Annotated in this window: 13 protein-coding genes; 10 read left to right on the top strand and 3 right to left on the bottom strand. The window is 72.5% G+C overall.

Going from position 1 to position 12,222, the window contains the following annotated elements:
• Positions 1-250: 250 nt before the first annotated feature.
• Entirely contained in the window at positions 251-2,449 is a 2,199-nt protein-coding gene (locus ACH5AC_RS28150) for a ricin-type beta-trefoil lectin domain protein (protein ID WP_398864980.1), read from the top strand.
• 102 nt (positions 2,450-2,551) lie between these two features.
• The gene (locus ACH5AC_RS28145) at positions 2,552-3,196 is read left to right on the top strand and encodes a DedA family protein (protein ID WP_398864979.1); all 645 of its coding nucleotides are present in this window, start codon (positions 2,552-2,554) and stop codon (positions 3,194-3,196) included.
• A 61-nt stretch (positions 3,197-3,257) separates the two neighbouring features.
• Here the strand turns inward: ACH5AC_RS28145 and ACH5AC_RS28140 are convergent, their stop codons facing one another.
• A complete protein-coding gene (locus tag ACH5AC_RS28140; RefSeq protein WP_398864978.1) occupies positions 3,258-3,785 on the bottom strand; it encodes a gamma carbonic anhydrase family protein in 528 nt (175 codons plus the stop codon).
• Between the two features lie 110 nt (positions 3,786-3,895).
• Here ACH5AC_RS28140 and ACH5AC_RS28135 point away from each other — a divergent pair, with 110 nt between their 5' ends.
• The 3 genes from ACH5AC_RS28135 to ACH5AC_RS28125 all read left to right on the top strand — a co-directional run bounded on the left by ACH5AC_RS28135 (position 3,896) and on the right by ACH5AC_RS28125 (position 5,951).
• Positions 3,896-4,693, top strand: coding sequence for an acyltransferase (locus ACH5AC_RS28135; RefSeq protein WP_398864977.1), 798 nt, complete (start codon positions 3,896-3,898; stop codon positions 4,691-4,693).
• Positions 4,694-4,774: 81 nt separating this feature from the next.
• Positions 4,775-5,347: a helix-turn-helix domain-containing protein gene (locus ACH5AC_RS28130; RefSeq protein ID WP_398864976.1), complete on the top strand. Its 573-nt coding sequence runs from the start codon at positions 4,775-4,777 to the stop codon at positions 5,345-5,347.
• A 43-nt stretch (positions 5,348-5,390) separates the two neighbouring features.
• Entirely contained in the window at positions 5,391-5,951 is a 561-nt protein-coding gene (locus ACH5AC_RS28125; RefSeq protein ID WP_398864975.1) for a YbaK/EbsC family protein, read from the top strand.
• 4 nt (positions 5,952-5,955) lie between these two features.
• Here ACH5AC_RS28125 and ACH5AC_RS28120 read toward each other — a convergent pair whose 3' ends face one another.
• Positions 5,956-7,041, bottom strand: a complete 1,086-nt coding sequence (locus ACH5AC_RS28120; RefSeq protein ID WP_398864974.1) for a cation diffusion facilitator family transporter — start codon at positions 7,039-7,041, stop codon at positions 5,956-5,958.
• Positions 7,042-7,050: 9 nt separating this feature from the next.
• Here ACH5AC_RS28120 and ACH5AC_RS28115 point away from each other — a divergent pair, with 9 nt between their 5' ends.
• Positions 7,051-7,410, top strand: a complete 360-nt coding sequence (locus ACH5AC_RS28115) for an ArsR/SmtB family transcription factor (protein WP_398864973.1) — start codon at positions 7,051-7,053, stop codon at positions 7,408-7,410.
• A gap of 31 nt (positions 7,411-7,441) precedes the next feature.
• Here ACH5AC_RS28115 and ACH5AC_RS28110 read toward each other — a convergent pair whose 3' ends face one another.
• Positions 7,442-7,852 (bottom strand): CoA-binding protein, encoded by a 411-nt coding sequence (locus ACH5AC_RS28110; protein WP_398864972.1) that lies wholly within the window; start codon positions 7,850-7,852, stop codon positions 7,442-7,444.
• A gap of 167 nt (positions 7,853-8,019) precedes the next feature.
• Here ACH5AC_RS28110 and ACH5AC_RS28105 point away from each other — a divergent pair, with 167 nt between their 5' ends.
• From ACH5AC_RS28105 to ACH5AC_RS28090, 4 genes are all read left to right on the top strand, one after another.
• On the top strand, positions 8,020-8,739 hold the full coding sequence (locus tag ACH5AC_RS28105) for a hypothetical protein (RefSeq protein ID WP_398864971.1): 720 nt from the start codon (positions 8,020-8,022) through the stop codon (positions 8,737-8,739).
• Positions 8,740-8,762: 23 nt separating this feature from the next.
• Positions 8,763-9,350, top strand: coding sequence for a SixA phosphatase family protein (locus ACH5AC_RS28100; RefSeq protein ID WP_398864970.1), 588 nt, complete (start codon positions 8,763-8,765; stop codon positions 9,348-9,350).
• A 44-nt stretch (positions 9,351-9,394) separates the two neighbouring features.
• Positions 9,395-10,021, top strand: coding sequence for a YigZ family protein (locus ACH5AC_RS28095; RefSeq protein WP_398864969.1), 627 nt, complete (start codon positions 9,395-9,397; stop codon positions 10,019-10,021).
• A gap of 621 nt (positions 10,022-10,642) precedes the next feature.
• A complete protein-coding gene (locus ACH5AC_RS28090) occupies positions 10,643-12,214 on the top strand; it encodes a polysaccharide lyase 6 family protein (protein WP_398864968.1) in 1,572 nt (523 codons plus the stop codon).
• The last annotated feature ends 8 nt before the right edge of the window (positions 12,215-12,222 follow it).

Raw genomic sequence — 12,222 nt, 5'->3', positions numbered from 1 at the left:
CGAGACCTGTGTGCCAAGGTGAGCGTCCCCGTGGGACGGTTCGGACCAGACCGCTCCGTCTGCAGTCCGTGTGAACGTCCCACAGGTACGCACCAATCAGTCACCTGCTTTCCGACGGACGGCATTTCGCATGCCGTCCGTCGGCTTGGAAGGAAATGGTTCAGTGCAATCGCTCAACCCCCCACGCCCTCCTTATCCGCCCCGCCCCGGCCGTCTCCCGGGCGAATCCGACCGAGACCTGGCCGCGCGCATGGCCGCCGGCGACGACGGCGGAGCCGTCGCGCTGCTGCTCGCCCGGCACTGGCGCTCCGCCCACGACTACGCGGCCGTGTGCCTCGCCACCACCGGACACCCGGCGCAGCTCGTGGCCGCCGCGGCCGTCCACCGGGTGCTCGGCCGACTCGCGAGCGGCCGGCCCGGCGGCGCGCTGCGGCCCCAACTCCTCGTCGCCGTCCGCGACACGGTCCGGGAATGGGCCGGAGCCGCCGGAGTTCCCGACGAACTTCCGGAGTTGGGCAAAACCATCGGCGGACGCGGACTGCGCGCCGCGCGCGCCGCCACCCCGGAAAGGCGGCAACTCGCCGAGCACGCTTTCCAGTCCCTTCCGGCGTCCTCCCAATGCCTCTTGTGGCACACCGAGGTCGAGGCCGAGCCGATATCCGTACCGGCCGGTCTGCTGGGCATCGACACCATCACCGCGACAGCCGGTCTGGAACAGGCCCGCGAGCAATTCCGGGCACGTTGCGTCCGCGCTCATCTCGACCTGGCGCCGACGGCCGACTGCCGCTTCTACCACCGCCTGCTCGACATCCCCCTGCGCCGCGGCGGAGAGCTGCTGCCCGACGTCCGCGGCCATCTCGCCCAGTGCCGTCACTGCCGGCACACCGCCGAGCAACTCAGCCACTTCGACGACGCGTTGGACATCCTGCTCGCGGAGACCGTGCTCAGCTGGGGCGCGCGCCGCTACCTCGACTCCCGCCCCGGCCGCGCCGCCATCGACACGCAGGGAGACCCGGGCCGCCGTACGGGGCTCGCCGCGGCCGTTCCGGTCTGGGGCGCGGCCCTCCGTGCCAACACCGTGGCCTGGCGCACGGCGTTCGATGCGGCCGTATCGGCCTCGCGTACGGTGCTCGGTGCGGCGGTTCCGGCATCGCGCAGGACGCTTGGCGCGGGGGTTCCGGGCTCGGGTACGGGGCTCGGCGCGGGGGTTCCGGGCTCGGGTACGGGGCTTGGCGCCGGGGTCCCGGCCTCGGGTACGGGGCTTGGCGCCGGGGTCCCGGCATCGCGCAGGACGCTTGGCACGGGGGTTCCGGCCTCGGGTACGGGGCTTGGCGCGGGGGTTCCGGGCTCGGGTACGGGGCCTGGCGCGGCCGTGCCGGCCTCGCGTACGGCGTCCCGTGCGGCCGGCGGCCGTCACCGCGGTGCCCCCGGCGCCGGGACCGGGCCGTCCGGTCGGCGGGCCAGGGCCCTGCTCGTCGGCGTGGGCGTCTCCTCCCTCGCCCTGCTCGCCGGCGTGCTGGCGACCCGTGGCTCGTCCGACGACAACGGTGTCCCGGGCCCGACGGCCACCTGGGGCGCGCCCGTCGGCGACAACACCCGGCCCGACGCCCCCGGAACCTCCGGCCGGCCGTCGGCGACCGGATCCTCCTCCGCCGTGTCCACCGGGAGCCCCGCCGAGATCGCCCACGGCAGGCTGCGCTCCCGGGCCATCGGCCTGTGTCTCGACACCGCGGGCGGCCGCACCGAGCCCGGTACCCCGGTCGTCCTCGCCGACTGCTCGGCCGCCGGGTCGCAGCAGTGGTCGTACCGGGGCGACGGACTGCTGCACAGCGGTGCCGCACCGACCCTCTGCCTGGCCGCCGACCCAGAGCGCCGCACGGTCGCCCTGGACGGGTGCGTGGTGCACGCAGGCGAGGTCTTCTTCGACCTGACCGTCCGTGGCGAGCTGCTGCTGCGTCGCGGCGGGGGACTGGCCGTCACCGCGGGCGGCGGCGGCACGCACCCAGGCGCCGTGGTCACCGAGCGCGACGGCTCCGAGGGGCAGCGCTGGGCGTTCGAGACGACGGCCGCCGCCGCGGAAGCGGAAGGGACCGGCGAAGCGGAGCGGGAAGCGGGCGCGGCACCGGAGACGCGGACCGAACCGAAGGCAGCCGACGAGGGCGGCGCCCAGCCGAGCCCACGCCAGAGCGCCCCGGTGCCGCGCCGCCCGCAGACCCGGCCCGACGACACCGCGCCCGCACCTGCGCCGCCGACCGAGACCGCGCCGGAGGCCCCGCAGCACGAGACCCGCGCGATCCAGGCGGACTGCTGCGAGGAGCCGGAACCGGAACCGGCGCCCGAGATCCTGGACTCACTGCCCGTCCCCGTCGACCTTCCCGTCGACGTCTCATCGGTCGTCACCTCCGGGCTCGGAGCCGGGGTGCGGGCCGAGGTGGTGGTGGGGGACTGAGGGGGCGCTCGGGGCACCCGGTAGGCTTCGGCCGGTGCGTCGGGTGACCGTTGAGGCGCATGGTGAGCAGAGCGGTCAGCACAGCAACAGGAGGAACCGTCGGTGCACGTCCAGGAGTGGCTCGACACGGTGCCTCCCGTTGCCGTCTACCTCGTGGTGGGGCTGGTCATCGGGCTGGAGAGCCTGGGTATTCCGCTGCCGGGCGAGATCATCCTCGTCTCCGCGGCCCTGCTGTCCTCCCAGCACGGCGGCATCAACCCGGTCATCCTCGGCACCTGCGCCACGGTCGGCGCGATCGTCGGTGACTCCATCGGCTATGCCATCGGCCGCAAGGGCGGGCGGCCACTTCTCGCCTGGCTGGGCGGCAAGTTCCCGCGCCACTTCAGCGAGGCGCATGTCGCCACCGCCGAGCGTTCTTTCGAGAAGTGGGGCATGTGGGCCGTCTTCTTCGGCCGGTTCATCGCCCTCCTGCGCATCTTCGCCGGCCCGCTCGCGGGTGTGCTGCACATGCCGTACTGGAAGTTCCTCACGGCCAACGTGCTCGGCGGCATCCTCTGGGCGGGCGGTACGACGGCGGTCATCTACTACGTCGGTGTCGTCGCCGAGTCCTGGCTGAAGAAGTTCTCGTGGGTGGGGCTGATCCTGGCGGTGCTGATCGGTGTGACGTCCATGCTGGTCATGAAGCGCAAGGCGAAGAAGGTACAGGAGGCGGAGCGGGAGCTGGAGCCGGTCGCCGCCGGTGAGTAGAGCGTCCCCACAGGGGCGGTTGAGCACTGCGCGACCAGCCACAGACGGCCCGCACCCGGAACTACTCGTGAACCCCCCGATGGGCCTTCGCCAGCTCCGCGTACATCGTGCCGTTCAACGTCACCCCCTGACGCTCCTCCTCGGTCAACTCCCTCCGCACCTTCGCCGGCACCCCCGCGACCAGTGACCCGGGCGGCACCACCATCCCCTGCGGGACGAGAGCCTGCGCCGCGACCAGGGACCCCGCCCCGATGACCGCCCCGTTCAGCACGGTCGCCCCCATGCCGATGAGGCAGTCGTCCCCGACGGTCGCCCCGTGGACGACCGCGTTGTGGCCGACGGACACCCGCTCACCGATGCTCACCGGGAAACCGGGGTCGGCGTGCAGCGTGCAGTTGTCCTGGACGTTGCTCTGCGCGCCGACGGAGATCCGCTCGACGTCGCCGCGCACCACCGCGCCGTACCAGACGCTCGCCCCGGCCTCCAGGGTCACGTCCCCGATCACCGAGGCGTTCGGCGCCACGAACGCCTCCGCGTCGATGTTCGGCTCCTTGCCGCCGATGCCCGTGATCAGTGCCCTGTGCGTCATCACCGTCTCCTGTCCGTCCGTGCCACCCCCGCACCGTACGCCACCCGGTGGGGCGAAGATCACAGCCCATCGGCGTCATGGGCGGCACGCGCCCTGAGTACGGTGAGCGGGTGCCGAAGCGCAAGAACACGTTCTCATCCTGGCGGGGCCGCCTCGTGCAGCGGGCCGTCCACGCGGGCTGGGCCTGGGTGCAGCGCACGGGCTCCGTGACGGCCGAGCGCCCCGCCCGCTTCCGCTTCGGCGCGATCGGCGAGGCCACCCGCCTCGCCTTCCCCCTCGGCACGGTCTTCGGGGAACCCTGGATCCATCTCGGCTCGCACTGCATCGTCGGCGAGCAGGTCACCCTGACGGCCGGCCTGATGCCAGACCTCGACCTCGGCCCGGACCCGATCCTGCGCATCGGCGACGGGGTGGTCCTCGGCCGGGGCAGCCATGTCATCGCCGACACGACCGTCACCATCGGCAGCGACTGCTACTTCGGGCCGTACGTCTACGTCACGTCCACGAACCACTCCTACGACGACCCGCACCAGCCCATCGGCAGGCAGTGGCCGCGTATGGAACCGGTGGAGATCGGGCCCGGCTGCTGGATCGGCACCGGCGCGGTGATCCTGCCCGGCGCGCGGATCGGGCGGAACGTGGTGGTGGCCGCGGGTGCCGTCGTGCGGGGTGCCGTGCCCGACCACGCGGTGGTGGCGGGCGCGCCCGCCAGGGTCGTACGCCGCTGGACGCCCGAGGAGGGCTGGCAGCCGCCGCTGCGCTCCCCGGCGCCGGTGCCGATTCCGGACGGGGTCACGTCCGAGCAACTGGTCGCCCTCTCCGGCCTCGACGAGGAGACGGCGGCGAGGCTGGCGGAGCTCGACGAGGAGGGCGCCGCGCGGCTCGCGTCGCCGGCGAGCGAGGGCTGACCGGCGCACCGTCCGGACACGGCCCGCCTCGCAGTACAGTTCGGTGCACGATCATGCGCACCATGCCGATTGGACCCAACCGTGTCGGACCTCGACCTGCTGACCCAGTCCCTGGCCCGCAACGTCAAGCGCTGGCGCACGGAACGCGGCTTCACCCTGGACACGCTGGCCGCCCGTGCCGGGGTCAGCCGCGGCATGCTGATCCAGATCGAGCAGGCCCGCACCAACCCCAGCCTCGGCACCGTCGTCAAGATCGGCGACGCGCTGGGGGTCAGCATCACCACCCTGCTCGACTACGAGCAGAGCCCCAAGGTCCGGATCATCCCCGCCGAGCGCGTGGTACAGCTGTGGAGCACCGACGCGGGCAGCTACAAGCGGCTCCTGGCCGGTGCGGAGGCGCCGGGGCCGCTGGAGCTGTGGGAGTGGCGGCTGATGCCGGGCGAGGACAGCTCCTCCGACCCGCACTCCGCCGGCACGGTCGAACTCGTCCATGTCACGGCGGGCGAGCTGACCCTCACGGTCGACGGGCAGGACTACCGGATCCCGGCGGGCGCGAGCGCCACCTTCGACGCCAACGCGCCGCACACCTACGCCAATCGCGGGGCCGCGGTGATGGAGATGGTGCTGACCGTGTCCCTCCCGCCCGTGAGCTGAGACACCCGCCCGCCCGCCGTCGTAGGGCTGTTACGGTGCGACCATGCGCGCACCGATCGGAGAGTTCGACACCGCCGTCCCCGCCCCCGACTGCCTCGACGAGCTGATCGCCCCGGTGGCCGACGCGGTCCGCCGCTGGAGCGGTGGCGTCCCCGCCGACCAGATCGTCTACGTCGACACCGACCCGCGGTGGGCCGACACCGCCGTCTTCGTGGAGCACTACGGCCGGGACCTGCTGGAGCAGTCCGCGAACTGCGTCGTCGTCGCCGGGAGGCGCGGCGGGGAGACGAGTCTCGCCGCGTGCGTCGTCCTGTCCACCACCCGGGTCGACGTCAACGGTGCCGTACGCCGCCGACTGGGCGCCCGGAAGGCGTCGTTCGCCCCGATGGACACCGCTACCGGCGAGACCGGCATGGAGTACGGCGGCATCACGCCGATCGGGCTGCCCGAGTCCTGGCCGGTGCTGGTCGACCCGGCCGTCGTCGACCTGCCGTACGTCCTGGTCGGCAGCGGGCGCCGGCGCGGCAAGCTGCTGGTGCCGGGCAAGGCGTTCGCGGAGCTGCCCGGGGCCGTCGTACTGGACGGGCTCGGCGTCGCGGTCTGACCCCTCAGCGCACCGCGTGGTGCGCCAGGGCCAGGTGCGGGTCCGCCGCGCCCGGCACCGGCGCCGGGTCGGCGTGCACCAGGGCGGCCGTCAGCCGGGGCACGGCGTGCAGCAGGGCGTGCTCGGCGTCCACGGCGACCGCGTGCGCCTGACGGACGGTCACCTCGCCGTCCACGACCACCGCCACCTCGGCGCGCAGCCGGTGACCGATCCAGCGCAGCCGCAGCTCGCCCACGTCCCGCACCCCCGGCACCTCCCGCAGCGCGCGCTCCGCCCGCTCGGTGAGCGCCGGGTCCACGGCGTCCATCACCCGCCGGAACACCTCCCGCGCCGCGTCCCGCAGGACCAGGACGATCGCCGCCGTGATCGCCAACCCCACGATCGGGTCGGCCAGTTGCCAGCCGAGCGCCGAGCCGCCCGCGCCCAGCAGCACGGCCAGCGAGGTGAAACCGTCGGTACGGGCGTGCAGTCCGTCCGCGACCAGCGCCGCCGAGCCGATCGACCGGCCGACCCGGATGCGGTAGCGAGCCACCCACTCGTTGCCCGCGAAACCCACCAGCGCGGCCACCGCGACGGCCGGGACGTGCTCCACCGGGCGCGGGTCCAGCAGCCGTGCCACGGCCGTCCAGCCGGCGAAGGCCGCCGACGCGGCGATCGTCAGCACGATCACGATCCCGGCCAGGTCCTCCGCCCGCCCGTAGCCGTAGGTGAAGCGGCGGGTGGCGGCGCGCCGTCCCAGTACGAAGGCGATCCCCAGCGGTACGGCGGTCAGCGCGTCGGCCGCGTTGTGCACGGTGTCGCCGAGCAGCGCCACCGACCCGGACGCGGCCACGACCACCGCCTGCGCCAGCGCGGTCGCGCCCAGCACGGCGAGCGAGACCCACAGCGCGCGCAGGCCCCGGGCCGAGGACTCCAGGGCGGAGTCGAGCCTGTCGGCGGTGTCGTGGGAGTGCGGCGTGAGCAGGTGGCCGAGGCGGTGGCGCAGGCCGGGGCGGGAAGCGTGGTGGTGGTGATGGCCGTGGTGGTGCTCGCTCACGTCGGTCCCCTTCCGGTGCTCCGGTGCTGGACGTCTTCCCGCCCACGGCGCCATTATGTGCGTATGAGCGCACGCATGCACCTGTCATCTGCACATGATGCGCATCCGCGCACCCCCGGCGAGGAGCACTTCGCGCTCGCGGCCGAGGTCCTGGCCCTCCTCGGCGACCGCACCCGCCTGACCCTGCTGCACGCCCTGACCGCCGGCGAGGCCGACGTCGGCACGCTGACCGAGGTCTGCGGGGCGGCCCGGCCGGCGGTGAGCCAGCACCTGGCGCGGCTGCGGCTGGCCGGGCTGGTCAGCACCCGCAAGGAGGGCCGCCGGGTGATCTACGCCCTGCGCGACGGCCATCTGCGCCGCCTGGTCGACGAGGCGCTGAACGTCGCGGACCACCGGCTCGGGGACCGGCCGGTGCACGACTGACACGACCGACACGGCTGAGCGGCAGGGCGGCTCAGCCCAGGCGCGGGATCTCGATCGCCGGGCAGCGGTCCATCACCATGTCCAGGCCGGCCGCGCGGGTGCGCTCGTACGCCGCCTGGTCGACGACGTCGAGCTGGAACCACACCGCCTTCGCGCCCTTCGCGACCGCCTCGTCGGCGACGGCCGCGGCCAGACGGCTGTTGACGAACACGTCGACGACGTCCACGTCGAAGGGGATGTCCGCGAGGGAGGCGTAACCCTGCTCGCCGTGCACCGTCTCCGCCTTGGGGTGGACAGGGACGACCCTTTTGCCGTGGCGCCGCAGCACCTCGGCCACGCCGTACGCCGCCCGCGCCCGGTTCGTGGACAGGCCCACCACGGCCCAGGTGTCGCCCAGCTCGGTGAGGATCTTACGGACCGTTGCGTCGTCGTCGCCGTGCACGGCGGCCTCCTGCCGGATGTCGGTGGAACCTCTGTCGTTGTCTGTGGAACCTCTGTCATGGTCAACAGCGGCCCGTGGGCGGTGATTCCGGCGCGGAGCCGGCATACGGGCCCGGGAAAAGCCGCCGCCCGCCTGCGCGCCGCCGCCCGGCCGCCTACGCTCGGGCCGTGCTCCGCATCATCGACGCCCGAACCGGCGCAGCCGTCGCCGCCGCCCCCGTCCGCCGGGGCCTGACCCGGGTCGAGGCCCACGCTTCCGGCCACGGCACCGGGGAACTGCGCGTCCTGCTCGTCGCCGACCTGCTCGTGCGCGCCCTGGAACTCGGCGGCACGCCGGTCTGGGGTCTGCTGTCCTGCGCGGGGGAGCAGACCCGGCTGCGGGCGGCCGCCACCGCGCTCGGCATCCGCCCCTTCGAGGAGGGCCGCGACATCGGCGCCGGGCTCGGCGAGGCACAGGTCATCCACGTGGCGCGGGAGGGCACCGACGTCCCCTACGGGGTGCTGGTGGCCGTGGCCCCCGTGCGGGACCCGGCCCACCCCGGCGACGACGACCCGGCCGTGCTCCGCCTCGCCCTGCTCTCCCACCCCCGCTCCACGCCCGTACGGCTGGACGCGGCCGTCCTGGGCGAGGCCCGCGACACCCTCGTACGCTGGCGGAAGGCCGTGGCCACATGGGCGCGGCAGCCCTCGCGGCCGGTTCCCGAGGAGGTGCGCGGGCGGCTGCGCGCGGCCTGGGAGGACGACTTGGACGTACCGGAGGTGCTGCGCGTGCTGCGATGGGTCGAACAGAACCCGGAGGTCGCGCCCGGCGCCCGCTTCGAGACGTACGCCTACGCCGACCGCCTCCTCGGCCTCGACCTGACCCGGGACCTGGGGTCACCGGTGTGAGGAGTCAGGGGAAGGTGGTCGACATGGGCGGCGAAGCGACGGGACCCCGGACTCGGGCGCGCGCCGGCAGCGGCCCGCTGCGGCGGCTGGTCGTGCTGCGGCACGCGAAGTCCGCGTGGCCGGAGGGCGTGGCCGACCACGAGCGGCCGCTCGCCCCGCGCGGACGGCGCGACGCGCCCGCCGCCGGGCGCGCCCTGGCCGAGGCCGACTGTCTGCCGGACCTCGCCCTGTGCTCCACCGCCGTACGGGCCCGCCGCACCTGGGAGCTGGCCTCCGCCCAGTGGGGCACCCCGCCGCGGGTGCGGTACGACGAGCGGCTGTACGCGGCCGATGTGACCGACCTGCTGACCGTGATCCACGAGACACCGCCCGAGGTACGCACACTGCTGCTGATCGGCCACAACCCCGGCCTGGAACAGCTGGTCCTCACCCTGGCCGGCGACGGCCTCGGCGACACGCTGGACACCGTCCGCACCAAGTTCCCCACCTCAGCGATCGCCGTCCTCGCCTGGTACGGCCGCACCTGGCACACCCTGGCCCCGGGCGCGGCCCTGCTCACCTCGACGACGGTGCCGCGCGGCAGGAAGCAGGGGCAGGGCAAGGCGGGCTGAGGCCGCCCGTCGGAACGTCCTTAACTACGGATTAGGCTGGCCCGATGCAGGACGAGTACCGCACCGTCGCCCACGCGGGCGTGCACGAGACCGAGGTCAACCGCTCGCGCTTTCTGTGCGCGCTCGCCCCGGCCGGCACCGAGCAGGAGGCCCAGGATTTCATCGCGGCCGTCCGCAAGGAGCACGCCGACGCCACGCACAACTGCTGGGCCTACGTCATCGGCGCCGACGCCGGGATCCAGAAGGCCAGCGACGACGGCGAACCGGGCGGCACCGCGGGCGTGCCCATGCTGCAGATGCTGATGCGCCGTGACATGCGGTACGTCGTCGCCGTCGTCACCCGCTACTTCGGCGGGGTCAAGCTCGGCGCGGGCGGCCTGATCCGGGCCTACGGCGGGGCGGTGGGCGAGACCATCGACACCCTCGGCACTCTCACCCGCCGCCGCTTCCGGCTGGCCACCGTCACCGTCGACCACCAGCGCGCCGGCAAGGTGCAGAACGACCTGCGCGCCACCGGCCGCCAGGTGCGCGACGTGCGGTACGGCGAGGCCGTCACCATCGAGATCGGCCTGCCGGACGCCGACGTGGCCGCATTCCGCGCCTGGCTGGCCGACATCACGGCCGGCACGGCCGGGTTCGAACTGGGCGGGGAGGCGTACGGGGACGCCTGACGGACGGGGGGATACCGGAGGGAAAGCCCGTGGTGTCAGGCCCGCACGGGTGTCACTTTTGTGCGATGTGCAGGTGAAGCGAGGGCGTCGGTGCCGGCACCTGCGGGATCGCGGTGCACGGGGTGAGTGTTCTCTTCCAGTACTTCGTTCATGCGGTGGCGTTGGCGCAGTTCAATGACGTCGATATGCCACATTCGACCAATCGGGTGTGATCTCAAAAGGGATCCCACAATACCGATGGAAACGCAGACGAGAAAGATCCAAATGGCCGTGCTCCACACAGTCCTTTTCCTCCGTTGCCCTGGGTCTCGCTGCTTTGCGACATGCGAATAACTCTCAGGTTTGTAGAGGGACACGGAAGAACCGGAAAATACCCTGCACAGACCAACGGGATGACTTGCCTTACATCGGACATAAGGCGGCAGCCGACTGTGCCACCGCCGCCCATGAGGAGCGCCCGCTCCTGAGCGTTCCGCAAGGTCCTGTCCCGCCTCTTGCCCCGTCCCCCGAGCGACGCTTAGTGTCGGTGCATCGATACACCAGCGGGCACCCGCTCTCCCGCCGCACTTTGTGGGGGATGGGCGGTGCATCGTTGTACCAACTGCAACGACAAGGAGCCCCATGCAGAATCTCCGGTCGTTTCCTCTCCTCGCCCCGGCCGGCCTCGCGCTCGGTGCGCTGCTGCTGGCGGGATCGCCACCCGTGTCGGCCTCGGAGCCCTCGGGACCCGCCGCCTCCCCGTCGTCAGCCGAAGGGCTCGGCGGCAGACTCGTCACCGTCTCCACCTCGGCCCAGCTGAGCGCCGCGCTGAAGGCCGCGAAGGCGGGCGACACGATCGAACTGCTCGACGGGAGCTACACGATCGGGACCCTGACCGGCAAGTCGGGCACCGCGACCGCCCCCATCACCATCCGGGCCAAGAACCTCGGACGCGCCGTGATCACGGGCGGGCACCTGAGCATCGTCGACTCCGCTCACATCATCGTCAGCGGTCTGACCTGGAAGAACACCGTCAAGTTCGACACGCTCAGCATCATCGACTCCCAGTACGTGCGCCTGACCCGCAACCACTTCGCGTTCGCCCCGGAGCCCAGTCCCGTCCCCGACAAGTCCTACCACTGGGTCTTCATCTCCGGCACCGACAGCGGCCACCACCGCGTCGACCACAACCTGTTCGAGAACAAGACGCTGATCGGAAACTTCGTCGACATCGTCGGTACGGAGCCTCAGATCTCGCAGTACAACCGGGTCGACCACAACCACTTCCGCAACGCCGTCCCGCAGTACGACGCCAAGGGCAAGCTGAAGAACGGCGGCGAGTCCATCCGGGTCGGCGTCAGCACCGTCTCGGAGTCCAGCGGCTACAACGTCATCGAACACAACCTCTTCGAGGACTGTGACGCCGACCCCGAGATCGTCTCGATCAAGAGCGACGACAACATCGTCCGGTACAACACCATCCGGCACTCCTCCGGAGCGGTGACGGCGCGGCGTGGCGACCGGAACTCCTACTACGGCAACTTCTTCTTCGGCGACGGCAAGGCCGGAACCGGCGGGATCCGCCTCTACGGCGACGACCAACGCGTCTACAACAACTACTTCGAGGGCCTGACCGGCACCGGTTTCCTGGCCGCGCTGCAACTGGGCGGCGGCGACATCGGATACGACGCCGACCCCACCGACCGGAAGGCGTGGAGCAAGCACTGGCCGGTCCGCCGGGCGCAGATCGTGAACAACACGTTCGTCAACAACGTGTCGAACATCGAGATCGCCGGCGACTACACCAGCTACAACTACCCGCCGGTCGGCAGCCTCATCGCCGACAACATCGTCGTCGGCTCGCAGGGGGCGCTGTTCAAGGAGGCGCTGGAACCGGTGAACCACACCTACGCCGGCAACATCGCCCACCCGACCGGTACCGCCACGGTCGGCGTGTCGGCACCGCCGTCCGCCATCCGTGTCACCGACCCTCGTCTGACGAACGACACGGGTCTGTACCGGCTCGCCGACGGCAGCCCGGCCATCGACGCCGCCTCCAGCCGCTACCCGTACGTACACGCCGACATGGACGGCCAGGCGCGGGCGCTGCCCGACGTGGGCGCGGACGAATGGTCCAGGGCGCCCGTTCTGCGGCGCCCGCTCGACATGACCGACGTCGGCGTCAACGCGCCCGAGACAAGCCATCGGCCGTAGGAGGTTCA

It is taken from the genome of Streptomyces sp. NPDC018693 (genome assembly GCF_044391385.1).
GTDB lineage: Bacteria > Actinomycetota > Actinomycetes > Streptomycetales > Streptomycetaceae > Streptomyces.
The sequence above is the reverse complement of the archived record's forward strand: the minus strand, read 5'-3'. Positions and strand labels throughout refer to the sequence as shown.